At 71.3% G+C, this 22,741-nt stretch carries 19 protein-coding genes; 9 read left to right on the top strand and 10 right to left on the bottom strand.

Features of this window, described 5'->3' with window-relative positions; genetic code table 11:
* Positions 1-31: 31 nt before the first annotated feature.
* Entirely contained in the window at positions 32-1,186 is a 1,155-nt protein-coding gene (locus AB0O93_RS04180) for a Na+/H+ antiporter NhaA (protein ID WP_363340790.1), read from the bottom strand.
* 78 nt (positions 1,187-1,264) lie between these two features.
* On the opposite strand from AB0O93_RS04180, the gene AB0O93_RS04175 reads away from it, so the two are divergent.
* Positions 1,265-3,937, top strand: a complete 2,673-nt coding sequence (locus AB0O93_RS04175; protein WP_363340788.1) for a phosphoenolpyruvate carboxylase — start codon at positions 1,265-1,267, stop codon at positions 3,935-3,937.
* A 24-nt stretch (positions 3,938-3,961) separates the two neighbouring features.
* Here the strand turns inward: AB0O93_RS04175 and AB0O93_RS04170 are convergent, their stop codons facing one another.
* A complete protein-coding gene (locus AB0O93_RS04170; protein WP_363340786.1) occupies positions 3,962-4,561 on the bottom strand; it encodes a gamma carbonic anhydrase family protein in 600 nt (199 codons plus the stop codon).
* A gap of 31 nt (positions 4,562-4,592) precedes the next feature.
* Entirely contained in the window at positions 4,593-8,192 is a 3,600-nt protein-coding gene (gene mfd / locus AB0O93_RS04165; RefSeq protein ID WP_363340784.1) for a transcription-repair coupling factor, read from the bottom strand.
* Between the two features lie 37 nt (positions 8,193-8,229).
* Here mfd and AB0O93_RS04160 point away from each other — a divergent pair, with 37 nt between their 5' ends.
* The gene (locus AB0O93_RS04160) at positions 8,230-8,808 is read left to right on the top strand and encodes a hypothetical protein (protein WP_363340782.1); all 579 of its coding nucleotides are present in this window, start codon (positions 8,230-8,232) and stop codon (positions 8,806-8,808) included.
* A gap of 21 nt (positions 8,809-8,829) precedes the next feature.
* Here the strand turns inward: AB0O93_RS04160 and pth are convergent, their stop codons facing one another.
* Complete coding sequence (gene pth, locus AB0O93_RS04155; RefSeq protein WP_363340780.1) at positions 8,830-9,414, bottom strand: aminoacyl-tRNA hydrolase; 585 nt, start codon at positions 9,412-9,414, stop codon at positions 8,830-8,832.
* Between the two features lie 71 nt (positions 9,415-9,485).
* Positions 9,486-10,124, bottom strand: coding sequence for a 50S ribosomal protein L25/general stress protein Ctc (locus AB0O93_RS04150; protein WP_363340778.1), 639 nt, complete (start codon positions 10,122-10,124; stop codon positions 9,486-9,488).
* A 247-nt stretch (positions 10,125-10,371) separates the two neighbouring features.
* Between AB0O93_RS04150 and AB0O93_RS04145 the strand changes: the two genes are divergently transcribed.
* Positions 10,372-10,494 (top strand): hypothetical protein, encoded by a 123-nt coding sequence (locus AB0O93_RS04145; RefSeq protein WP_363340776.1) that lies wholly within the window; start codon positions 10,372-10,374, stop codon positions 10,492-10,494.
* Here the strand turns inward: AB0O93_RS04145 and AB0O93_RS04140 are convergent.
* The 3 genes from AB0O93_RS04140 to AB0O93_RS04130 are packed head-to-tail and all read right to left on the bottom strand — an operon-like array spanning position 10,482 to position 13,741.
* Positions 10,482-11,525 (bottom strand): L-idonate 5-dehydrogenase, encoded by a 1,044-nt coding sequence (locus AB0O93_RS04140; protein WP_363340774.1) that lies wholly within the window; start codon positions 11,523-11,525, stop codon positions 10,482-10,484. The two genes, AB0O93_RS04145 and AB0O93_RS04140, sit on opposite strands and share 13 nt — an antisense overlap.
* 16 nt (positions 11,526-11,541) lie before the next feature.
* On the bottom strand, positions 11,542-12,309 hold the full coding sequence (locus tag AB0O93_RS04135) for an SDR family oxidoreductase (protein WP_363340772.1): 768 nt from the start codon (positions 12,307-12,309) through the stop codon (positions 11,542-11,544).
* A gap of 43 nt (positions 12,310-12,352) precedes the next feature.
* Positions 12,353-13,741: a gluconate:H+ symporter gene (locus tag AB0O93_RS04130; protein WP_363340770.1), complete on the bottom strand. Its 1,389-nt coding sequence runs from the start codon at positions 13,739-13,741 to the stop codon at positions 12,353-12,355.
* 173 nt (positions 13,742-13,914) lie between these two features.
* Here AB0O93_RS04130 and AB0O93_RS04125 point away from each other — a divergent pair, with 173 nt between their 5' ends.
* Positions 13,915-14,610 carry an FCD domain-containing protein gene (locus tag AB0O93_RS04125; RefSeq protein ID WP_363340768.1) on the top strand — a complete coding sequence of 232 codons (696 nt, stop codon included), beginning with the start codon at positions 13,915-13,917 and terminating at the stop codon, positions 14,608-14,610.
* On the opposite strand, the gene AB0O93_RS04120 is transcribed toward AB0O93_RS04125, so the two are convergent.
* Together AB0O93_RS04120 and AB0O93_RS04115 are read right to left on the bottom strand one after the other, a co-directional pair.
* Complete coding sequence (locus AB0O93_RS04120) at positions 14,585-15,553, bottom strand: NAD(P)-dependent oxidoreductase (protein WP_363340766.1); 969 nt, start codon at positions 15,551-15,553, stop codon at positions 14,585-14,587. The genes AB0O93_RS04125 and AB0O93_RS04120 overlap by 26 nt on opposite strands.
* Positions 15,550-16,989 carry an FGGY-family carbohydrate kinase gene (locus AB0O93_RS04115; RefSeq protein ID WP_363340764.1) on the bottom strand — a complete coding sequence of 480 codons (1,440 nt, stop codon included), beginning with the start codon at positions 16,987-16,989 and terminating at the stop codon, positions 15,550-15,552. The genes AB0O93_RS04120 and AB0O93_RS04115 overlap by 4 nt, the downstream gene beginning before the upstream one ends.
* Positions 16,990-17,112: 123 nt before the next feature.
* On the opposite strand from AB0O93_RS04115, the gene eda reads away from it, so the two are divergent.
* The 5 genes from eda to AB0O93_RS04090 all read left to right on the top strand — a co-directional run bounded on the left by eda (position 17,113) and on the right by AB0O93_RS04090 (position 22,739).
* Positions 17,113-17,751: a bifunctional 4-hydroxy-2-oxoglutarate aldolase/2-dehydro-3-deoxy-phosphogluconate aldolase gene (eda, locus tag AB0O93_RS04110; RefSeq protein ID WP_363341004.1), complete on the top strand. Its 639-nt coding sequence runs from the start codon at positions 17,113-17,115 to the stop codon at positions 17,749-17,751.
* Positions 17,752-17,813: 62 nt separating this feature from the next.
* The gene (gene gndA / locus AB0O93_RS04105; RefSeq protein WP_363340762.1) at positions 17,814-19,385 is read left to right on the top strand and encodes an NADP-dependent phosphogluconate dehydrogenase; all 1,572 of its coding nucleotides are present in this window, start codon (positions 17,814-17,816) and stop codon (positions 19,383-19,385) included.
* Between the two features lie 69 nt (positions 19,386-19,454).
* Positions 19,455-20,444: an NAD-dependent epimerase/dehydratase family protein gene (locus tag AB0O93_RS04100; RefSeq protein WP_363340760.1), complete on the top strand. Its 990-nt coding sequence runs from the start codon at positions 19,455-19,457 to the stop codon at positions 20,442-20,444.
* 97 nt (positions 20,445-20,541) lie between these two features.
* Positions 20,542-21,270 (top strand): response regulator transcription factor, encoded by a 729-nt coding sequence (locus AB0O93_RS04095; protein WP_363340758.1) that lies wholly within the window; start codon positions 20,542-20,544, stop codon positions 21,268-21,270.
* On the top strand, positions 21,267-22,739 hold the full coding sequence (locus AB0O93_RS04090; protein WP_363340756.1) for an ATP-binding protein: 1,473 nt from the start codon (positions 21,267-21,269) through the stop codon (positions 22,737-22,739). The genes AB0O93_RS04095 and AB0O93_RS04090 overlap by 4 nt, the downstream gene beginning before the upstream one ends.
* The last annotated feature ends 2 nt before the right edge of the window (positions 22,740-22,741 follow it).

Below are 22,741 nucleotides of genomic sequence, written 5' to 3'. Positions count from 1 at the left end.
ACAGCCGCGCGCACGGCATCCGTCGGCTCGATCACCCGGGCACCTCGATCGCCTGACGACGGTGGTGCCGCGCGCGGAGGGAGACGAGCACTCCGGCCAGCAGGAGGGAGATCATCGACCCGCCGAGCACGCCGAGCGTCGCCTCATCGCGCAGGAGCGGCTCATCCGAGAACGCCAGCTCGGACAGCAGCAGCGAGACCGTGAAGCCGATCCCGCCGAGCGTGCCCGCCGCGAGGAGGTCGGCGAAGGACAGGTGCGGCGCGACGCCGCGGGTGCCGATCCGCAGAGACAGCCATCCGGCGACGCTGATCCCGACGATCTTGCCCGCGGGAAGGGCCAGGAGGACGCCCCAGAACGCCGGCGAGAGCTGCGTCGGCGTCACCTGCGGGATGACCACGAGCGCGGCCGAGAACGCGAACAGCGGCAGGATGAGGCCGTTCACCCACGGCTCGAGCGCGTGCCGGGCCCGGAGCGCCGGCTGCTGGGCCATCGCAAGGCCCAGAGCGACGCCGGCGAGGGTCGCGTGCACACCGGAGAGATACGTCAGGACCCAGGTCAGGATGCCGAGGGCGACCAGGACGCCGATGAGCAGCGGGCGTGCCGGGGTGTCCATCCGCCTGCTGAGCACACCGAAGATCACCACGGTCAGCGCCGCGAGGGCCAGCAGCCCCAGGTTCAGGTCGCTGGTGAAGAGCACGGCGATGAACACGATGCCCACGATGTCGTCGAGGATCGCCAGGGCGAGGAGGAAGATGCGGATGCCGGAGGGAAGCCCCCGACCGAACACGGCCAGTACGCCGAGGGCGAAGGCGATGTCTGTCGCGGTCGGGATCGGCCATCCCGGAGACGCGTCCGAGGATCCGGCCACGAGCAGGAACACCGCGATCGGTGTCACGACGCCTCCCGCCGCGGCGATCGCCGGCTGCAGCGCCTTGCGCGCGGAGTTCAGCTCCCCTGCGGTGAGCTCGAACTGCAGCTCGACGGCGACGACGAAGAAGAACACGGCCAGGAGCCCGTCCTGAACCCAGTGGCCGAGCGACATCTCGAAGACGCCGGGGATGCCGAAGGAGGTGTGTTCCGCGGCGTCGACGGCGGGCCCGACCGGCGAATTGGCCACGATCAGACCCAGGGCGGCTGCGGAGAGCAGCATGACGGCGGGAAAACGCGCCGAGCGCAGGAGCGACATCGCAAGCGAGTGTAGCCCCGTCGTCACACAGCGCCCGCCGTGACGAACGCGTCGCGCGGCGGCGCTAGCGTGGAACCCATGCGTGAACTGACCAACACCGAGGCGATCGATCTCGTGGGGCGCTTCGAAGCCGGTCAGGAGACACCCGAACGTATGCGCGCAGATGTGCGGATGCTGGGATCGCTCCTGGGCAAGGTGCTTCGCGAGAGCGGCTCCCCCGGCCTGTTCGAGGACGTGGAGCGCCTCCGCGCCGCGACGATCCAGGCGTACACCGACGAGACCCCGGAGGCGTTCGCGCGGGCCGCCGCGATCGCGGACTCGTTCAGCGTCGCGCGTGCCGACGAGGTGGCCCGTGCCTTCACCTGCTACTTCCACCTCGTCAACCTCGCCGAGGAGCACCAGCGCGTGCGCGTCCTGCGGGAGCGCGACGGCCGCCCCGAACGCGAGAACGCGTCCGACTCCGTCGCGGCGGCGTTCGTCCGCCTGTCCGCGGAGGTCGGCGACGAGACGGCACTCGAGCGGCTGCAGGCTCTGCGCTTCCACCCGGTCTTCACCGCGCACCCCACCGAGGCCCGTCGCCGGGCGGTGTCCTCCAGCATCCGGCGTCTGGCGACCCTGCTCGACGAGCACGAGACCTCCCGGCGCAACGGCGCCGACGAGCGTCGCGCCGAGCGGCGGATGCTGGAGGAGGTGGACACGCTGTGGCGTACGGCGCCGCTCCGCCCGGAGAAGCCGTCCCCGACCGACGAAGTGCGCGCGGTGATGGCGGTCTTCGACGAGACCCTGTACACGGCGATCCCGCACGTCTACCGCCGCGTCGACGACGCTTTGCAGGGTCCCGGCGCGGGAAACCGCGCGCCGGTCGTGAAGCCCTTCGTCCGCATCGGCTCCTGGGTCGGCGGCGATCGCGACGGGAATCCCTTCGTGACGGCGTCGGTCACCCGCAAGGCCGCGAAGATCGCGAGCGAGCACGTCCTCATCGGTCTCGAGCGGACCGCGGAGCGGATCGGGCGGGGCCTGACGCTGGATGCCGCCTCGACTCCGCCGAGCGAGGCGCTGCTCGCGCTCGGACGCCGTCTCGCCGCCGCGGACGAGGAGGCCGCCGGCGAGATCGCCCAGCGCTCGCCCAACGAGCCCTTCCGCCGCATCCTCCTCCTCATCGCCCGCAAGCTCGCCGCGACCCGGGCCCGCGATGCGGATCTCGCCTACCGCGATCCCGAGCAGCTGGTCGCCGATCTCCGGGTCATCCAAGACTCCCTGGTCCAGGCCGGCGCCGCGCGTCAGGCCTACGGACACCTGCAGCAGCTGCTGTGGCAGGTGGAGACGTATGGTTTCCACCTCGCCGAGCTGGAGGTCCGTCAGCACTCGGCGGTCCACGCCCGGGTCCTCGCGGAGCTCGAGGCGGGGAGCGAGCGCAGCGAGCTCGCCGACGAGGTCCTCGACGTCTTCCGCTCCGTGGCGTTCCTCCAGGAGCGCTACGGACCCCGCGCGGCCGGACGCTACATCGTGTCGTTCACGCAATCGGCCGAAGACCTCGCCGCCGTGCACCGCCTCGCGCGTTTCGCCGTCGGGCCCGAGGGGACACCCCCGGTGCTGGACGTCATCCCCCTGTTCGAGACGTTCGCCGACCTTCAGGCGGCTCCGGGGATCCTCGCCGAGATCGTCGAGCACCCCGAGTTCGCCTCCCGCCTGGAGGCGACGGGACGACGGCTGGAAGTCATGCTGGGGTACTCCGACTCCTCGAAGGACGTCGGCCCGGTCGCGGCGAATCTCGCGCTCTATCAAGCGCAGGCCGCGATCTCCGCGTGGGCGCGGGAGAGCGGCATCGAACTCACCCTCTTCCACGGCCGCGGTGGCGCGCTCGGACGCGGCGGCGGTCCCGCCAACTCCGCGATCCTCGCCCAGCCTCCGCATTCCGTGGACGGGCGGTTCAAGCTCACCGAGCAGGGCGAGGTCATCTTCGCCCGGTACGGCGACCCCGCGATCGCGATGCGGCACATCGACCAGGTCGCCGCGGCGATCCTGACCGCGTCCGCGCCGTCGAACGAGGAGCGCAACCGCGCCGCGGCCGACAAGTACGCCGAGGTCGCGGCGACCATGGACGTCGCCTCGCGCGAGCGCTTCTTCTCGCTTGTCAAGGCCCCGGGTTTCGCCCCGTGGTTCGCGCGCGTCACCCCCATGGAGGAGATCGGCCTGCTGGCCCTCGGCTCGCGCCCGGCCCGTCGCGGTCTGTCGGTGGAATCTCTCGCCGATCTGCGCGCCATCCCGTGGGTCTTCGCGTGGACGCAGGCGCGCATCAACCTGGCCGGATGGTTCGGGCTGGGCTCCGCCCTGGCCGCCGTGGGAGACGAGGGTCTTCTGCAGCGCGCCTATGCGGAGTGGCCCCTGTTCCGCACGATGGTCGACAACGTCGCGATGAGCCTGGCGAAGACGGATGACCGCATCGCGCGGCAGTATCTGGATCTCGGAGACCGCGACGATCTCGCCGAGCTCGTGCGCTCGGAGATGGCGCTGACGCGGGAATGGGTGATCCGGGTCACCGGCGGGACGGAGCTGCTGGCGGGTAAGCCCGTCCTTCAGCGCGCCGTGAAGATGCGCAGCCCCTACGTCGACGCCCTCTCGCTCCTCCAGCTGCGGGCCCTGCGGGCGCTGCGCGCCGCGGACGAGGAAGCTCCGGTGGATCCGGAGCAGCAGCGTCTGCTGCTCCTGTCCGTCTCCGGCGTCGCGGCGGGTCTGCAGAACACCGGCTGAGCCGGTCGCCCGTTCCGCGCCGGGTCAGCCGACCGGTCGGTCGTCGGCGTGGCGGGCGAGGCTCCGTCCGTAACGCTCGGTCAGCTGCACCATCAGATCCGGCGTCTGGCGATCCAGCCCGAACACGTAGCCCGGAAAGTCGAGCTCACGCTGAGCCGCCTCGATCTCCTCGTGACGCTCGGCGGGGAGGATCCGCATCGGCGCGCCGACGGCCACCCAGCCGATCGGCACCACGGTCTCGGGCGGGAGCGTGGTGCGCAGGTGCACGATCCCGCCGATGCGCACGTCACTGCGCGCCCCGATGTGCGCACCGTTGAAGACCCGCGTCCCGGTCGCGAGGAACACCTCGTCCTCGATCGTCGCCCCCGACACGCTCGCGAGCGGTCCGATCAGGACGTGGTCGCCGATGTGGACGGGGTTGGTCGCCGTGGAGCGGATCAGCGCGTTCTCCATCACGATCACGTGCGAGCCGAGGGTGAGCGCGCCGCCCTCCGCGGTGATGACCGCGCCGTGCAGGATCTGGCAGTCGGGTCCGATCACGACGTCGCCGCTGATGACGGCGGACGGTGCCACGACCGCGTCGGGATGGATGCGGGGCTCGGCCCCGAGGTGTGCGAACTGCATCGTCCCCTCCTCGTTCCCCGCCAGCGTACGCCTAGCCGGCGGTCTGCTCCGGCTCCGGCCACAGCTGATCGAGGAGCTGCGCCACCCATGCCACGAGCGCCGCGTCCGTGAGGATGGCGCCGTCCGCGGTCGGCAGGGGCACCACGAGCGCGTCTCCGCCGGCGAGGAGCTTCGCCTTCGGGTACAGGCGCTGCAGGCGCACGCGCATCGAATCGGGGAGGTTCGCGGGCGCGATCCGGAGGTTCGGCCCCATGGCCACGACGTCGGCGAGCTGGGCGCGCGCGGCCCGCCGACGCAGGTGGGCGATCGAGAAGAGCCCCTCGACTTCCTCCGGCGGTGCGCCGTACCGGTCGGCGAGCTCTTCGCGGACGAGGGCGATCGCGCCCTCCTTCGCGGTGACCGACGCCGCGGCCGAGAGCTTCTGGTACGCCTCGAGACGGAGCCGCTCGCTGTCGATGTACGAGTCGGGGATGCGCGCCTCGACGGGGAGCTCCAGGCGCAGCTCCGCGGGCCCCTCGGTCTCCTCGCCGCGGAAGGTGGCCACGGCTTCGCCGATCATGCGCAGGTAGAGGTCGAAGCCGACCCCCGCGATGTGGCCGGCCTGCTCGGCGCCGAGGAGGTTTCCCGCGCCGCGGATCTCGAGGTCCTTGAGCGCGACCTGCATTCCGGAACCGAGGTCGTTGTTGACGGCGATCGTCTCCAGCCGATCGGCCGCCGTTTCGGACAGCGGCTTCTGATCGTCGTAGAGGAAGTAGGCGTAGGCCCGTTCGCGCGCGCGCCCGACGCGGCCTCGGAGCTGGTGGAGCTGGCTGAGTCCGTACTTGTCGGCGCGGTCGATGATGATCGTGTTGGCGTTGGCGATGTCCAGACCCGTTTCGATGATGGTCGTCGAGACGAGGACGTCGGCCTTGCGCTCCCAGAAGTCGTCCACGACCTGCTCGAGCTGATGCTCGCCCATCTGCCCGTGCGCGACCGCGATGCGCGCCTCCGGCACGAGCTCGGCGAGGTCGGCGGCCACCCGCTGGATCGACTGGACGCGGTTGTGCACGTAGAACACCTGCCCTTCGCGCAGGAGCTCGCGGCGGATCGCCGCGGCGATCTGCTTGTCGTTGCGGGCCCCGACGTAGGACAGGATCGGATGCCGGTCCTCCGGAGGGGTTGCCAGCGTGGACATCTCCCGGATGCCGGTGACGGCCATCTCCAGGGTCCGGGGAATCGGCGTCGCGCTCATCGCGAGGATGTCGACGTTGGTCTTCAGCTTCTTCAAGGCGTCCTTGTGCTCGACGCCGAACCGCTGCTCCTCGTCGATGATCATCAGCCCGAGATCTTTGAAGACCACCTGCTCGGTGAGGATGCGGTGAGTGCCGATGACCATGTCGATCGTGCCGTCGGCCAGGCCCGCGACGATCTCGGCGGCCTGCTTGTCGGTCTGGAAGCGCGACAGCGCCCGGACCCTCACGGGGAATCCGGCGAAGCGCTCGGTGAAGGTCTCGGTGTGCTGCTTGACCAGGAGCGTGGTGGGCACGAGCATCGCGACCTGTTTGCCGTCCTGGATGGCCTTGAAGGCCGCGCGCACGGCCACCTCGGTCTTCCCGAACCCGACGTCGCCGGAGAGCAGACGGTCCATCGGGACCGGCTTCTCCATATCGGCCTTGATCTCGTCGATCGTCTGAAGCTGATCGGGGGTCTCGGCGAAGGGGAAGGCCTCCTCCAGCTCCCGCTGCCACGGCGTGTCGGGACCGAAGGCATGGCCCTTGGCCGACATCCGCGCGGAGTACAGCTTCACCAGCTCGACCGCGATGTCGCGGACGGCCCGGCGCGCCTTGCCCTTCGCGGCGGCCCAATCGCTGCCGCCCATCTTCGACAGGGTCGGCGTCTCGCCGCCGACGTAGCGCGAGAGGAGGTCCAGCTGGTCGGTGGGGACGAAGAGACGGTCTCCCGGATAGCCGCGCTTGGACGGCGCGTACTCCAGCACGAGGTACTCGCGCGTCGTCTTGACCGCATTGCGTCCTCCGGAGGAGACCTCGCGCTGGGTGAGCTCGATGAAGCGGCCGATGCCGTGCGTGGCGTGGACGACGATGTCGCCGGGCTTCAGCTGGAGCGGGTCGACGACGTTCTTCCGCCGCGATGCCAGCTTCTTCACCACCCGCTGGTCGCCGCCGATGGTCCGCCCGTAGAACTCCGACTCGGTGAGGACCGCCAGGCGCGCGTCGGCGACTTCGAAGCCGCGCTCGAGCTCGGTCACGACCGCGTGGACGACGCCCGGCTCCGGGAGCTCGGCGAGGTCGGACACCACGCGCGCGGCCGTGCCGTGCTCCGCGAGGACATCGCGGGCGCGCTCGACGAGCCCCGCGCCGGAGGCGGCCACCACGACCCGCCAGCCGTCGGCGAGGAGCCCCGCGACGTGCTCGATCGCACCGTCGACGTTGCCGTGGAACGACGGAACCGGAGCACCGGGCACACGGAGGGTCGCCGACCGCTCCAGCGCGACGTCGATGTCGATCAGGCCTTCCGCGAGGGCGTCCGCCGCACCGGAGTCGAAGGTGCTGAGCGTCCACCAGACGTCCCCGCGCTCCGCGGCGGCCGCACGGAGAGCGGGGAGGGAGAGGAAATCGCCCGCCCCGAGATCGACCGGCGTCTTGGCCCCTGCCGTCGCCGCGCTCCATGCCGCATCGAGGAACTCTCGGTTCGTGTCGCTGAGCGTGATCGCCCGGGTGATGGCGCGCTCCGGCTCGACCAGCACGACCGCGGCCCGCTCGGGCAGATAGTCCGCGAGGCTCACCAGTCGATCGGCGACTGCGGGCAGGAGCGATTCCATGCCCTCCACGGGAATGCCCTCGGACATCTTCTCCAGCATCGACCGCAGCCCCGGGAAGGACTCCGTCAGACCCGCCGCGCGCTCCCGCACGGCATCGGTGAGCAGCAACTCGCGGCTGGCGATGAGCGCGACCTCCGCGATCTCCCCGGGGAGGGAGCGCTGATCTGCCACGGAGAACGCGCGGATCTGATCAACCTCGTCGCCGAAGAACTCCACACGGAAGGGGTGGGCCGCCGTCGGCGGGAAGACGTCGAGGATTCCACCGCGCACGGCGAACTCGCCCCGGCGGGACACCATGTCCACGCGATGGTAGGCGAGGGTCACCAGCTCGCGCGCCACGTCGGCGAGATCCTGGGCGCGGCGCCCCGCCGTCAGCACGACGGGGCGGGTGTCGGTGAGCCCGGCGGCCAGCGGCTGGACCGCGGCCCGCACGGAGGCGGTGATCACCAGCGGAGTGGTCCCGGACCACTCCGCGATCCGCCCGAGGGTCTCCAGGCGCCGGCCCACGATCTCGGCACTCGGGCTCAGCCGCTCGTGCGGGAGGGTTTCCCACGCGGGGAAGTGGAGCATCTCCGCGCCGGGGGCGAGGGAGCGCAGCGCCGGACCGAAGGATTCCGCGCGGCGCCCGGTGGGCGCGATGACGAGGACGACGGGCGGGTGTCCCGCCGCACGTCGTCGTTCGAGGAGAGCGGCCACGAGGGGGGCGTCCAGACCTTCGACGAGCGAGAAATCGGCGTCGACGGATGCCGCGGCGACGGCATCCCGAAACGATTCGGCCTGTTCGAGGGCGCGGAGGATCCCGGGAACTGTCACCGCAGAAGTCTACGGGGCCGCGCCTAGGATGAGAGCCGTGAGCGACCAGATCCCCTCTCCCCCGCCCGGCCCGACGCCCGCCCCCTCGGGCTCGGACGCGGGGGGCGGGCGGTACGCACCGCCCCCCGGGTACGCGCTCGCCCCAGCACCGGTCGCGCCCTACGGAAATCCGCTGCGTCCGTCCGACTCCGCGTACGGCGTCCCCGCGTCCGCCGGCCCGTCGCCGGCGGCCTCCGCGACGTTCGGCATCATCGCCTTCGCGCTCTCCCTCGTCGCCGCCGTCGGGACCTCGATCGTGGCGGCCGTGGCCGCGTACCGGGTCGGACTCGGCACCGGACGCCGCCTCTTCGACGACGCGATGGTCGGCTCCTTCGACTGGTCTTTCCTGACCCCCGTGCGCGGGGACGTGCTGTGGGCGGAGATCGCCTTCTGGACCGGCACGGCGCTGGGCATCTGGGCCCTCGTGCAGGGCATCATCGCCATCGCGAAGCGGCGGGGACGGGGCTTCGGCATCGCCGCCGTCGTCATCGCCTGCCTCGGCCCCGTCGTCTTCGGAGTCGTCGTGCAGATCCTCCTCGCCGCGGGGCTGACCGCGGGCGCGGGTCTGACCAGCTGATCGGACCGCGGCGCGGCGTCGTCAGGGCCTCGGGGCGTGGTGCTTCTGCTGCGCGGCCACGAGACCGGCATCCACGATGTCCTCGACGGCGTCGGCGGCTTCGGAGATGTGCAGCGGCAGGTGCGCGCGCTCGGCGGCGGCGAACGGGTCCAACACCCAGTCGGCGGGATCCTGGCGTCCCGGCGGCCGGCCGATTCCGACGCGCACGCGGACGAAGTCGGGGCTGCTGAGCGCCTTCGCCACATCACGCACGCCGTTGTGTCCGCCGTGTCCGCCTCCGGTCTTGAGCTTGAGCGTGTCGAACGGGATGTCGAGCTCGTCGTGGACGACGATGGTCCGCGCCGGGTCCACGCCGTAGAAGCGGGCCAGCCCGGCGACGGGTCCACCCGAGACGTTCATGAAGCTGTTGGGCTTGCCGAGGATGAGCTTCGCCGCACCGGGACGCAGCCAGGTCTCCGCGACCCGGGCACCGGCCTTGTGCGCGCGGAACGCCACGCTGCGTCGCGCGGCGAGTTCATCGAGGACCATCTGACCCACGTTGTGCCGGGTCGCCTCGTACCGCGGACCGGGATTGCCCAGTCCGATGACCAGCCAGGTCTCCGCCATCACCCACTCCCTCTACGCGACGACCCGCCCGCGACGATGTCGGGGGCGGGTCGCTGCGTGATGAAAAGTCCTTACTCGGACGCGTCCTCGGCGTCTGCCTCTTCGGCCTGCTCGGCGGCGACCTCGGCGTCAGCCTCGGCGATCTCCTCTTCGGCGGCGAGGGTGTCGACCGGGATCGCGACGGCGACGATGAGCGTCTCGCCCTCGACGGCCAGGCTCGCGCCCTTCGGGAGCGTGAGGTCGGCCGCGGTGATGTGCGTGCCGTCCTCGAGACCCTCGACGTCGACCTCGACGTTCTGCGGGATGTGGGTGGCCTCGACCTCGAGCGCGATCGTGGCGGCGTCGAGGTTCGCGATGGTGCCGGGGAAGGGCTCGCCCACGACGACGACGGGGACGTCGACCTCGACCTTCTCGCCCTTCTTGACCACGAGCAGGTCGATGTGCTCGATGATCTGGTGCACGGGGTCCTTCTGCACGTCCTTGACGAGCGTGAGGTGCTGCGTGCCGTTGACGTCGAGCTCCAACAGGGCGTTCGCGCGACGGATCAGCAGCGACACCTGGTGCCCGGGGAGGGCCACGTGCACGGGGTCGGTGCCGTGACCGTAGATGACGGCGGGGATCTTGCCGGCGGCGCGGAGGCGGCGGGCGAAACCCTTTCCGAAGTTCTCGCGAAGCTCGGCGTGGACCTTGGGGTCGGTCTCAGTCGACATGTTCTCTCCTCACGGGCATGGCCCGTCTTGATCGAGGGCCCGCGCGTGCGGCCGGCCCAGGGGTCTGCGGGGATCTCTCGTCACTCGCACACGTGAGGCACGCCGACAGCCTGCGCCACCCGCGTCGATCACGGTGACCGCACCCGCACACGCGGGCACCGGTCTCCCTCGCCGAGGATCCAAGGGTCTACTCTACCAGCGCCGCCGGTAGCATGGAGGACGCCCCCTATCCTCCGGAGGAACACCCATGGAATACGGATTCGCCTCGCACCTCGTCCTGTGGTCGATCGTCACGCTCACCGCGGTGGGACTCGTGGCCACGCTGGGAGCAACGTGGGCGATGGTGAAGGGCGCGGCCTACAAGGACTGAGCGTCTGCGGCCGGGGTGCCCTCAGGCCAGACGGCGACGACGACCTTCCCCGAGCGCTCGGAATCGCGCGCGACGGCGAACGCACGCTCTGCGTCGTCGGCGGGGACGACGTGCGTGATCACCCGCTCGATCTCCGGACGCCGAGCGAGCAGGTCCACCGCCGCATCGATCTCCCCCGCGAAGCGGAACGTCCCGACGAACGTCGCCTCCTTCGAGATGAAGGGGGCGAGATTGACCGGTCGCGCCTCGTCGGGAACCATGCCGACCTGCACCACGACCCCGCGCGGACGCACCGCGGCGAGGGCGGCCGAGATGGACGGCGCGACGCCGGAGCATTCGAGCACCACGTCGTAGGAACCGGAATCCAACGGTTCGGCCGAGACGTCCACGACCCGGTCGGCGCCGAGGGCCGATGCCCGCGCAAGAGGCCCCGGGAGCACGTCGGTCGCGGTCACCGAGCCCGCACCCGCGTCGATCGCGGCGGCGACGGCCAGCAGGCCGATCGGGCCGGAGCCGGTGACGAGGACGCGCGCGCCCGAGACGTCCCCCGCACGGGACAGGGCGTGCAACGCCACCGCGAGCGGTTCCGCGAGGACCGCACGACGCACCGGCAGCGACCCCGGGAGGACGCGGATCATCGCGCGATCGACGACGAGGTGCTCGGCGAGACCGCCCTGGGTGTGCGGCCACGTGGACGCGCTCCCCAGGTAGGCCCCGTTGGGCCACAGGTGCGGGGCGTCCGGCAGGGACGGCGCCGGATCGCCGAAGGTCGCCGGGTGAACGGTGACGGGCGTTCCGGCGGGCCAACGACCGGAGGGATCCAGGTCGATGCGCCCCGACACCTCGTGACCGGGGATGAGGGGTTCCCGCACGACGTACGCGCCGTTCGCGCCCTCGAAGTAGTAGTGCAGGTCGGACCCGCAGATCCCGACGTAGTCGATCCGGACGCGCACCTGGTCGGGGGCGGGTTCGGGGGTGTCGACCTCGCGGACGACGAGGGTCTGCCGGGCGTCGATGAATGCGGCGCGCATGAGATTCCTTTCGGGATCAGACGACGGCGGTCATCCCGCCGTCGACGAAGAGGTTCTGCCCCGAGACGAAGCTGGAGGCGTCGGAGACGAGGAAGAGGAGGGCGCCGTCGAGTTCGGCGAAGTCGCCCCAGCGACGCGCGGGCGTCCGCTCGGTGAGCCACGCGGTGAACGCCTCGTCCTCGACGAGGGCCGCGTTCATCTCCGTGGCGAAGTAGCCCGGCGAAAGGGCGTTGACCTGGATGCCGTGGCGGGCGAGGTCCGCGGCCATGCCCTTCGTGAGCTGAGCCACGCCGCCCTTGGACGCGGAGTACGGGGCGATGGTCTGCCGGGCGAGGTGCGACTGGACGGACGCGACGTTGACGATCTTCCCCGAGCCGCGGGCGATCATCGCCGGAGCGACGAACCGGGAGACGTAGAACACTCCGGAGAGGTTGGCGGCGATCACATCGTCCCAGTCCGAGACGGCGAAGTCCTGGATGGGCGCGCGGCGCTGGACGCCGGCGTTGTTGACGAGGATGTCGGGGGTGCCGACCTCTTCGAGGAGCGCGGCGACGCCGCGCTCGACCGCCGCGGCATCCGTCACATCGAACGCCACCGCGTGCGCCGGCCGACCGGACAGCGCCTCCGCCTCGGCGCGCATGCGCTCGACCGCGGCCGCGTCGCGACCGTGGACGATCACGCGGGCTCCGGCGCGGGCGAGCGCGAGCGCGAGGGAACGGCCGAGACCCCGGGAGGATCCGGTGACCAGCGCGAGCCGGTCGGAGACATCGAAGAGCGAGGACATGGATTCTCCCGGGGTCGGAGGCGGTGGGTGCGGCGGCGCCGGATCAGAGCATCGAGCCGACGGCGAAGACGATGAGCACCAGCCCGAATGCGAAGACCGATTCGATCGCCTGCTGCACGGTCCAGGTCTTCAGGGTGGTCTTGACGTCCATCCCCATGAGGCGGCCGACCAGCCAGAAGCCGGAGTCGTTGACGTGACCGGCGAACACGGAACCGGCGGCGGTCGCAAGGGTGATCGCGGCGATCTGGACCGGGTTGAAGTCGCCGGCGATGACCGCCGGAGCCGCCAGTCCCGCAGCCGTCACGAGGGCGACGGTGGCGGAGCCCTGGGCGAGACGGATGACGACGGCGATGATGTAGGCCGCGACGATGATCGGCAGGCCGAGGTCCGCGAGCGAGTCGGCGAGCGCGTCGCCGATGCCGGACGCGCGGAGCACCGCACCGAACATGCCACCGGCTCCGGTGATGAGGATGACCGAGGCCACGGGGCCGAGGGCGGAGTCGACGATCTTCTCGAGCGCCGTGCCGTTCTCACCGCGGCGACGGCCGAGGACCACGATCGCCACGAGGACGGTGATGAGGAGGGCCACGGCGGAGTTGCCGAGCAGGACCAGCACCTGCACCCACGTGCTGTCGATGGAGACGAAGCCCGCCGAGGCGAGGGTCGTGAGGCCCGTGTTGAGGAAGATCAGGAACATCGGCAGCAGGAGCAGCAGGATGATCGTCCGCGGCTTGGGCGGGTTGGTCGGCTGGTCCTCGTCGAGCTCTCCGAAGAGGTTCGGCACGGGAAGCGGAATGCGCGTGGCGATGAACTTCCCCCACAGGTATCCCGAGACGTACCAGACCGGGAAGGCGATGACGAGGCCGACGAGCAGGACGATGCCGAGGTTCGCTCCGTAGAGCTCGGACGCCGTGACGGGCCCCGGGTGGGGCGGCAGGAAGACGTGCATCACCGAGAACGCGGCGGCAGCGGGGATGCCGAACAGCAGGACGTTGTTCTTCGACACCCGCCGGGCGATCGCGAAGATGATCGGCAGCATCATGACCAGGCCCGCGTCGAAGAACATCGGGAAACCGAGGATCAGCGAGGCGATGCCGAGGGCGAACGGCGCCCGCTTCTCGCCGAAGACCTCGACGAACTTGTCCGCGAGTGCCTTGGCCCCGCCGGAGTGCTCGATCAGCCTCCCGAGCATCGCGCCGAGCGCCACGAGGAGTGCCACAGTGCCGAGCGTGGCGCCGAACCCTCCGGTCAGGGTCGTCGCGATCGCACCGATCGGCACACCCGCGACGAGCGCGGTGAGCAGCGACACGATGATCAGCGTCAAGAAGGCGTGCACCTTGAAGACGATGATCATCACGAGGATGAGCGCGATCGCGCCGGCAGCGATGCCGAGCAGCGGCAGGGTCCCCAGGGTCTGGGTCCAATCTTCCATCGAGATCTCCGTTGATGAGAGGAATGGGAGCGCCCCAGGGGGGGGTCCGTGCTCCCGCGTTAGGATGCGAGCGGTGTCGGCGCGAACCGCGGGGCACGACGACGACCGTGAGCATCCTCACACAAAGATCGTATCTTTGGCAACATGTCGTCATACCTTTCGGAAGGAGCGGCGTGGCCCAGGCATCCCACGGACCGGTGCTCGACGCACTCGGCGTCCGCATCGCATCCGGCGCCCTCGCGCCGGGGTCCGTCCTGACCCTGGCGGGCCTCGAGACGGAGTACGGCGTGTCGCGCACCGTGATCCGCGAGGCCGTGCGCGTGCTCGAGGCGATGGGGATGCTCTCCTCCCGGCGCCGCGTGGGGATCACGGTGCGCCCCGTCGCGGAGTGGAGCGCGCTGGACACGCGGCTGATCGACTGGCAGCTGCGCGGACCCCGTCGGGATCAGCAGCTCATCGTCGTCACGGAGCTGCGGGCGGCGATCGAGCCCATCGCCGCCCGGCTGAGCGCGCAGCGCGCGTCCGACGTCCAGCGCGCCGAGATCGTGCGCCTCGCCGCGCGCCTGGAGGAGCTCGGCCACGCCGGCGAGGGGGCGTCGGAGGAGTATCTCGACGTCGACGTGGCCTTCCACGATCTCATCCTCGACGCCAGCGGCAACCTGATGCTCGCCGCGACGAAGGCGCCCATCGCCGCGGTCATCGCCGGGCGCTCGCACCTGGGCCTCACCCCCGGCGTTCCATACTCCGAAGCGCTGCACAACCACGTGGCGACCGCCGACGCGATCGCCCGAGGCGACGCCGACGGCGCCGAGCTGCACACACGTCGCTACGTCGAAGCGGTCCTCAGCGAGGTGCGCGGCGTGCGCTGACCAGCCCCTCCGGCTCGTCGCCTCGGACGAGTGCCATCACCGCCGCGACCGTTCCCTCGGCCATGCGGGTGACGGCCTCGGCGGTGTGCCCCGCACTGTGGGGAGTGGAGACGACCCGCGGATGCCCGATGAGAGGGGACGCCGAGGGCGGTTCGCTCTCGTAGACGTCCACGGCGACCGCGTGCAGCCGTCCGGCGTCGAGGGCGGCGCGAGCCGCCTCCTCGTCGAGGATCCCGCCGCGCGCGGTGTTGATCACGATGGCCCCCGGCGGGAGCATCGCGAGCCTCGTCGCGTCGAGGAGGTGCCGCGTCGTGGGGACCAGCGGCACGTGCACGCTGACGACGTCGCTGGTCGCGCACAGGTCGTCCAGGGCCCGCGGGGCGACACCGGCGGCGGCCATCTCCGCATCGGGCAGGAGCGGGTCCCACGCCGAGACGCGCATGCCGAGCCCTCGCGCGAGCGCCGCGACGTGACGGCCGATCGCCCCGAACCCCAGGACGCCGAACGACCGGCCGCCCAGCTCGATCCCGCGCCCCCGGGGCCACTCCCCCGCGCGCACACCGGCATCGAGGATCGGGATGCCGCGCGCCGCGGCGAAGGCGAGGGCGATCGCCATCTCGGCCACCGCGGCCGCGTTGGCACCGGCGGTGCGCGTCACCGCGACACCGCGGGCCTGCGCCGCGTCCAGGTCGACGTTGTCGACGCCCGCCCCGTAGCGCGCGATGAGGCGGAGGCGATCCGCGCCCGCGAGGGCGGCGGCGTCGAAGTCGTCGAGGCCCGCGATCACCGCATCCACGCCGATAAGGGCGCGCGCGACCTCGTCGGAGGTGAGGGGACGCCCGGCGTCGTTGAAGACCAGCTCGGCATCCAGATCGCGAAGCGGTGCCAGTGCCGGGTGGTCGCGGTCCGCGCTCAGCGAGGTCGGCGTCACCAGGACCCTCACGCCCGATCCTCCGCCCCGGGGAGGCTCCGGGTGTACTGCTCGAGGTAGCGGGCGAATCCGGCGTCGTACTGCGCGCGCCGCGCGGGATCGGGGTGGAGGATCTCCGGCTCGGCGCCGTCCAGCGCCGGGTGCGTCTGCGCGAGCCCCGACGCCCGAAGGCCCATCCGGACGGCGCCGGTGATGGAGCTGTGCTGGCGCGGGGAGACCTCCATCGGCACCCCGAAGACATCCACGGTCAGTCGTGTCCAGAACGGGGACGACAGCACCCCGCCCGACAGCACGATCCGGCGCGGAGCCCCGTTGAGCGCGGTGAGCTCCTTGAAGCAGTGGTGGAGCGAGAAGACGATCCCCTCCAGAACCCCCTGGTACATGTCCACCCGCGAATGCTGAGGGCGCAGCTCCACCAGTCCGCCGCGGCGCTGGTCCTGCCAGCCGGGGCTGCGTTCGCCGAACAGGAACGGGAGGAAGACGGGGAGATCCTCGCGGTCCGCGGAGAGCTGCGGCTCGATCTCCGCGTAGTCGGTCGATGCGCCGAAGAGACGCTCGCGCGCCCAGTCGACGCAGTTCCCGCAACCGGAGGTGGCCGCACCGCTGAGCGCACCGAGCGGTGAGCGGTACGACCAGGTGCTGAGGGTCGGCGACATCGACGGATGCCGCGTGGAGAAGCGCAGCGCCCCGCTCGTCCCCATCGAGAAGGTCATGTCCCCCGGCTCGGTGGCGAGGTCGCCGATCTGGCTGAGACCGCCGTCCGGCCCCGGGGTGAGGACGGGGATCCCGGGGCGGAGCCCCAACAGCACCGCCGCTTCCGCGGTGAGCGGGAAGGCCTCGTCCGGGGCGCAGAGCGGGGGAAGCTCCACGCCCGCGAGACCGAGGCGGTCGATGACCTCGCGATCCCAGTCGACGGTGTGGGCGTTCAGCAGCCCGGTGCCCGAGGCGAGGGAGGCGTTCATCCGCACCTCGCCGGTCAGTCGCGCGAACACGAGCGTGGGCTGGTCCAGCATCCGTCGGCCGGCGAGCGCCACTCCCGTCTCCGCGAGGTGGCGGAGCTTGAACGCGGGATAGACGGCGTTGACCATGCACCCGGTGCGCTCGTGGAACCACCAGGTGAAATCGGCATCCGCGCGGAGGCGCGCACAGAGGTCCTGCGCGCCCGTGTAGGGCCATTCCATCACCGGAGTGACCGGCGACAGATCCGCCTCGCGGAGCGTCAGGCCGTGCCAGGTGCCGCTGAGGACGATGAGATCGACGGGACGTCCGGATGCCGCCTGCCGACCGAGCGCCATGAGCTGCGTGTAGATCGCGTCGCCGTCGCGGACCGCGCTGTCGGGGCCGTCCACCTCGAACCGGCGGCTGCGGACGGAGGTCTCGCCGCTCTCGGTGTCGAAGAGCATCGTCTTGGCCGAGGTGGTGCTGGCCTCGAGGGCGAGAATGAGCATGGTGTCCTGATCCGTCGTCGGGAGGGCAAGGGCGGCGCATCGTCGCCGTGCGGCCAATGATATGATCATTTCGCCCTCCGCGCGAGACCTCTCGAGCGGACGAAGGAGATGATGTTGTCCCCCGTGTTCGCCGACCTCGCCCGTCACCGCGTCGTCCCCGTGGTCACCGCCCGCACCGCCGAGGAGGGGCTCCGCATCGCCGACGCCCTCGCCGCGGGAGGGCTTCCGGTCGCGGAGATCACGTTCCGCACCGCCGCCGCGGCGGACGCGATCGCCGCGGTCGCCCGGGAGGGCGGCGTCCTCGTCGGCGCAGGCACGGTGCTGCGCGCCGCCCAGGTCGATGAGGCCGTCGACGCCGGCGCCCGTTTCGTCGTGTCGCCGGGAACGAGCGCCGCGGTCATCGAGCGCTGCCGACATCACGGGATCCCGGTCCTCCCCGGAGCGGTCACCGCCACCGAGGTCCAGGCGGCGCTCGCCCTCGGCGTCGAAGCCGTGAAGTTCTTCCCCGCCGCGACCTCCGGCGGCGCCCCCGCCCTCCGCGCCCTCGGCGCTCCCTTCTCCGGCCTCGGATTCGTCCCCACCGGCGGCATCGACGACGCGACCGCCCCCGAGTACCTCGCGGTGCCCTCGGTCCTCGCCGTCGGCGGATCGTGGATGCTGCCCGCCGACGCGATCGACGCCGGCGACTGGGACCGCATCGCAGACCTCACCCGCCGGGCCGTCACACGCATCCGGCGCTCCGAGGACACCCCACTACGCTAGGACCGGTCCCGGGAGCAGCCCCTGACGCTGCGGATGCCCGGTCGGCACGCACGAGGAGAGGTATGAACACCACCAGCACGAGCAACGACCACGACGAGGCGCCGGGTTCGGCCGATCTCCACGAGGGCGCGCCGGCGCCGGAGGACGTCCCCCGTTCCGCGCCCGAGCCGACCGGAACCGATCACCCCGCCGAGGCGCGCGCGAACATCGGCGTGGTGGGTCTTGCGGTCATGGGATCCAACCTAGCCCGGAACCTCGCGTCGCGCGAGGGGAACGTCGTGGCGGTCTACAACCGTTCCCGCGCGAAGACCGACGAGCTCGTCGGCGATCACCCGGAGGCCGGGTTCGTCCCCGCCTTCTCGTACGACGAGTTCGCCGCGAACCTGGTCAAGCCCCGTACCGCCGTGATCATGGTCAAGGCCGGCGGTGCCACCGACGCGGTCATCGACGCGCTCGTGGAGGTCTTCGAGCCGGGCGACATCATCGTCGACGGCGGCAACGCCCTGTTCAGCGACACCATCCGTCGCGAGAAGGCGGTCCGCGAGACCGGCATCAACTTCGTCGGCATGGGCGTTTCCGGCGGCGAGGAGGGCGCGCTGCTCGGCCCGTCCCTCATGCCCGGCGGGTCGGACGAGTCCTGGGTCACGCTCGGGCCGATCCTGCGCTCCATCGCCGCCGTCGCCGAGGGCGAGCCGTGCGTGACCCACATCGGGCACGACGGCGCCGGCCACTTCGTGAAGATGGTGCACAACGGCATCGAGTACGCCGACATGCAGCTGATCGCCGAGGCCTACGACCTCATCCGCCGCGGCACCGGCAAGAGCCCGTCCGAGATCGCGGACGTCTTCGCCGAGTGGAACCGCGGCGAGCTGGAGTCCTACCTGATCGAGATCACCGCCGAGGTCCTCCGCCAGGTCGACGCCGAGACGCAGAAGCCGCTCGTGGACGTCATCCTCGACCAGGCGGGCGCCAAGGGCACCGGCGCGTGGACCGTGCAGACCGCGCTCTCGCTCGGCGTTCCGGTCTCCGGCATCGCCGAGGCCACCTTCGCCCGCTCCCTCTCCAGCCACCCCGAGCAGCGCTCCGTCTCGCGCGATCTCCCCGGCCCGGCCGACGCGCTCGACGTCGCCGACGCGGACGCGTTCATCGAGGAGGTCCGCCTGGCCCTCTACGCCTCGAAGATCGTCGCGTACTCCCAGGGGTTCGACGAGATCCGCGCGGGAGCTGCGGAATACGGCTGGGACATCGACCTCGGTGCGGTGTCGAAGATCTGGCGCGGCGGATGCATCATCCGCGCGCAGTTCCTCAACCGCATCGCCGACGCCTACGCCGCAACCCCGGACCTGCCGGTGCTGCTGACCGCGCCGTACTTCGTCGAGGCCCTCGGCCGCGGCCAGGACGCGTGGCGCCGCATCGTGCAGACCGCCGCCGGGGCCGGCATCCCCGCGCCCGCGTTCTCGTCCTCGCTGGCGTACTACGACGGGCTCCGCGCCGAGCGACTGCCGGCCGCACTGATCCAGGGTCAGCGCGACTTCTTCGGCGCGCACACCTACAAGCGCATCGACAAGGAGGGCACCTTCCACACCCTGTGGTCCGGTGACCGCACCGAGATCGAGGCCGAAGACACCCACTGAGCCGTCCCCCGGCTTCCTCGACGCCCGCCTCCGCCCCGCGCGAGGCGGGCGTCGCGTTAGGGTCGGACGATGGCGAGCATCCTCTTCATCGGCGGGACCGGGATCATCAGTGCGGCGTGCGTGCGGGCCGCAGTGTCCGCGGGACACCGCGTGAGCGTCCTCAATCGCGGGCTCGGCAGCCGCACCATCCCGGCGGACGTCGAGCGCCTGGACGCCGACGTCCGTGACCGCGACGCCGTCCGCGCGGCCGTGGCGGGGCGTCGTTTCGACGTCGTCGCCCAATTCCTTGCCTTCACCCCGGACCAGGTGCGCGCCGACGTGGAGCTGTTCGAGGGTCGGTGCGACCAGTACCTCTTCGTCAGCTCCGCCTCGGCCTATCAGACGCCGCCCTCGCGGCTTCCGGTCACCGAGTCCACTCCGCTGCGGAACCCCTTCTGGCAGTACTCCCGCGACAAGATCGCCTGCGAGGACCTGCTGGTGGCGGCGTACCGCGAGCGCGGGTTCCCGGTGACGATCATCCGCCCGTCTCACACGTACGACGAGCGCGCACTGCCGACCCTCGGCGGCTGGACCGACATCGCGCGGATGCGCGAAGGGCGACCCGTCCTCGTCCACGGGGACGGCACGAGCCTGTGGACGATCACCCACAGCGACGACGTCGCGGTCGCCGTCACCGGCCTGCTCCACCATCCCGCCGCGCTCGGCGAGGCGTTCACGGTCACCGGCACCCACGCCCCGACCTGGAACGCGATCTACGGCTGGCTCGCCGACGCGGCCGGTGTCTCGCATCCGGACCTCGTCCATGTCGCGTCCGAGACGATCGCCGCGGCGGCACCCGACATCGGTCCGACGCTCCTCGGCGACAAGGCGCTCTCGATGGTGTTCGACGTGTCGAAGGTGCAGGCGCTCGTACCCGCGTTCCAGACGACCGTCACCTTCGACGAGGGCGCGCGCCGCATCCTCGCCTACGTCGACGCGCATCCCGAAGCACAGGAGAGGGATGCCGCTCACGATGCGCTGTCGGACCGCCTCGCCGCCCACGCCCGCGCAGCGCTCTGACGGTTCGGGCCCGCGGCCCCGGCCCGGCGCCCGACTCACAGCAGAGGCATAGGTGCGCCCATAGGAATCCCATAGATGAGGCGGAACACTGGGATCCATGACCGCACCCGCACCCGCCCTCACTCGCCCCGACGGAACCGCGCTGCGCATCCTCGTCGTCGACGACGAGCAGATGCTCACCGATCTGCTGTCGATGGCACTGCGGATGGAGGGGTGGGACGTGCGGACGGCCGCCAGCGGCTTCGAAGCACTGCAGGGCGCGCGCGACTTCCACCCCGATGCCATGGTGCTCGATGTGATGATGCCGGATCTCGACGGGATGGCGGTCCTGCAGCGGCTGCGCCAGTCGGGAGACGACGTGCCGGTCCTGTTTCTGACCGCCAAGGACGGGGTCGGCGACCGCATCGCCGGTCTCACCGCGGGCGGCGACGACTACGTGACCAAGCCCTTCAGCCTGGAAGAGGTGGTTGCGCGCCTGCGGGCGCTCATGCGGCGGTCGGGCACCGCGCTCACCAGCGGAGCGGAACCGATCCTCCGTGTCGCGGACCTGACCCTCAACGAGGACAGCCACGAGGTCGAACGCGGCGGCGTGGAGATCGAACTGACGGCGACGGAGTTCGAGCTCCTGCGGTATCTCATGCGCAATCCGCGCCGTGTCGTGTCGAAGGCCCAGATCCTCGATCGCGTGTGGAACTACGACTTCGGCGGACGCTCGAGCGTCGTGGAGCTGTACATCTCGTATCTGCGGAAGAAGATCGACGCGGGGCGCGAACCGCTCATCCACACGGTGCGCGGGGTGGGGTACATGATCAAGGCGCCGCAGTGACGGTCCCCGCCGCCCGGAAACGGCCGAGGGTGCGCGGGAGCCTGCAGACGCGCCTGATGGTGACGGTCATCGGGATGGTCGCCCTGATCCTCACCCTCGTCGGCATCGCCACCGGTGCGATCCTGGGGCGCATCCTCGACGCGAATCTGAACGCGCAGCTGGCCAACGCCGTCAGCAGTGTGACGGTGCGCCTGGACCCCGGCGCGACGGCCGCCGACATCCTCGCCAGCGGCCGTCAGCCCGAGGGCTTCGTGTTCGTCCTGCAGGGTCCGTCCGGACTGTCGGGCGCGTACGTGTCGGGCCCGCAGCAGGTCACCGAGCTGAGCACGGACGACATCGACGAGATCCTCGCCCAGCTCGACCGCTCAGGCATCTCCACGGTCGAGATCCCCGGGGAAGGCGATCATCGGGTCTTCCTGAGCGCTCAGCCCGGCGGGCTGTTCTTCCTCGCCGGTCTCCCCGTCGCCCCCGTCACCGCGACCCTCGGTCAGATCTTCACCACCGTCGCCCTGGTGACCACGGGCGGACTGCTCCTGCTCGGCGTGGCGATCGCCGTCGTCATCCGCGCGGGCCTGCGTCCCCTCCGTACCGTCGCCGACACCGCGTCCCGTGTGGCGGCCATGCCGCTGTCCGAGGGGGAGGTGAGTCTCACCGCCCGCGTCCCCGCGGACCAGGTGGACGAGGATACCGAGGTCGGCCGCGTAGGTCACGCCCTCAACACCCTCCTCGAACACGTCTCGCGCTCGCTCAGCGCGCGACAGCGCAACGAAGAGCGGATGCGGGCCTTCGTCGCCGACGCCAGCCACGAGCTGAGGACGCCCCTCGCCTCCATCCGCGGCTACTCGGAGCTGTCGCTGCGCGCGATCAGCCAGCATCCGGATGCCGCGAGTGAGACCACTCAGGCCTCCCTGGAGCGCATCCAGGCGCAGTCGCTGCGCATGACGGCCCTGGTCGAGGATCTCCTGCTCCTCGCCCGTCTCGACGAGGGTCAGGAGCTGGTCTTCGGCTCGGTCGATCTCACCCGACTCGCCCTCGAGGCGGTCGAAGACGCCCGTCCCACCGGGCCCGATCACCGGTGGATCCTCGACACCGAACCGAAACCCGTCGTCGTCGCCGGAGACGCCGGCCGCCTCCATCAGGTCGCGGCGAACCTCCTCGCCAACGCGCGCACCCACACACCGGCGGGGACGACCGTCACCGTCGGCGTGACGCGCGACGGCGGCGATGCGGTCCTCAGCGTCCACGACGACGGGCCGGGAATTGATCCGGCCCTCGCCGAGGAGCTCTTCGAACGATTCTCCCGCGCCGACCGGTCCCGAGCCCGCCAGACGGGTGGGACGGGCCTCGGCCTCTCCATCGCGCGCGCGATCGCCGAGGCGCACGGCGGCAGCCTCTCGGTCCGGAGCGCACCGGGCGACACGACCTTCGAGCTGCGCCTGCCCGCGCGGCCCGAGGATCCCACGTCCTAGCG

The sequence above is a fragment of the Microbacterium sp. NPDC077184 genome, from assembly GCF_040687055.1.
Lineage (GTDB): Bacteria > Actinomycetota > Actinomycetes > Actinomycetales > Microbacteriaceae > Microbacterium.
Note: the sequence above shows the minus strand (reverse complement) of the source record. Positions and strands in the feature narration are given on the sequence as shown.

Coding starts and splice junctions, on each gene's coding strand:
- AB0O93_RS04100 (WP_363340760.1), top strand. CDS start 19,455: ATGGCGAGCATCCTCTTCATCGGCGGGACCGGGATCATCAGTGCGGCG.
- AB0O93_RS04175 (WP_363340788.1), top strand. CDS start 1,265: ATGCGTGAACTGACCAACACCGAGGCGATCGATCTCGTGGGGCGCTTC.
- AB0O93_RS04135 (WP_363340772.1), bottom strand. CDS start 12,309: ATGTCCTCGCTCTTCGATGTCTCCGACCGGCTCGCGCTGGTCACCGGA.
- AB0O93_RS04095 (WP_363340758.1), top strand. CDS start 20,542: ATGACCGCACCCGCACCCGCCCTCACTCGCCCCGACGGAACCGCGCTG.
- AB0O93_RS04170 (WP_363340786.1), bottom strand. CDS start 4,561: ATGCAGTTCGCACACCTCGGGGCCGAGCCCCGCATCCATCCCGACGCG.
- pth (WP_363340780.1), bottom strand. CDS start 9,414: ATGGCGGAGACCTGGCTGGTCATCGGACTGGGCAATCCCGGTCCGCGG.
- AB0O93_RS04115 (WP_363340764.1), bottom strand. CDS start 16,989: ATGCTCATTCTCGCCCTCGAGGCCAGCACCACCTCGGCCAAGACGATG.
- AB0O93_RS04145 (WP_363340776.1), top strand. CDS start 10,372: ATGGAATACGGATTCGCCTCGCACCTCGTCCTGTGGTCGATCGTCACG.
- AB0O93_RS04180 (WP_363340790.1), bottom strand. CDS start 1,186: ATGTCGCTCCTGCGCTCGGCGCGTTTTCCCGCCGTCATGCTGCTCTCC.
- AB0O93_RS04130 (WP_363340770.1), bottom strand. CDS start 13,741: ATGGAAGATTGGACCCAGACCCTGGGGACCCTGCCGCTGCTCGGCATC.
- AB0O93_RS04150 (WP_363340778.1), bottom strand. CDS start 10,124: ATGTCGACTGAGACCGACCCCAAGGTCCACGCCGAGCTTCGCGAGAAC.
- gndA (WP_363340762.1), top strand. CDS start 17,814: ATGAACACCACCAGCACGAGCAACGACCACGACGAGGCGCCGGGTTCG.
- AB0O93_RS04140 (WP_363340774.1), bottom strand. CDS start 11,525: ATGCGCGCCGCATTCATCGACGCCCGGCAGACCCTCGTCGTCCGCGAG.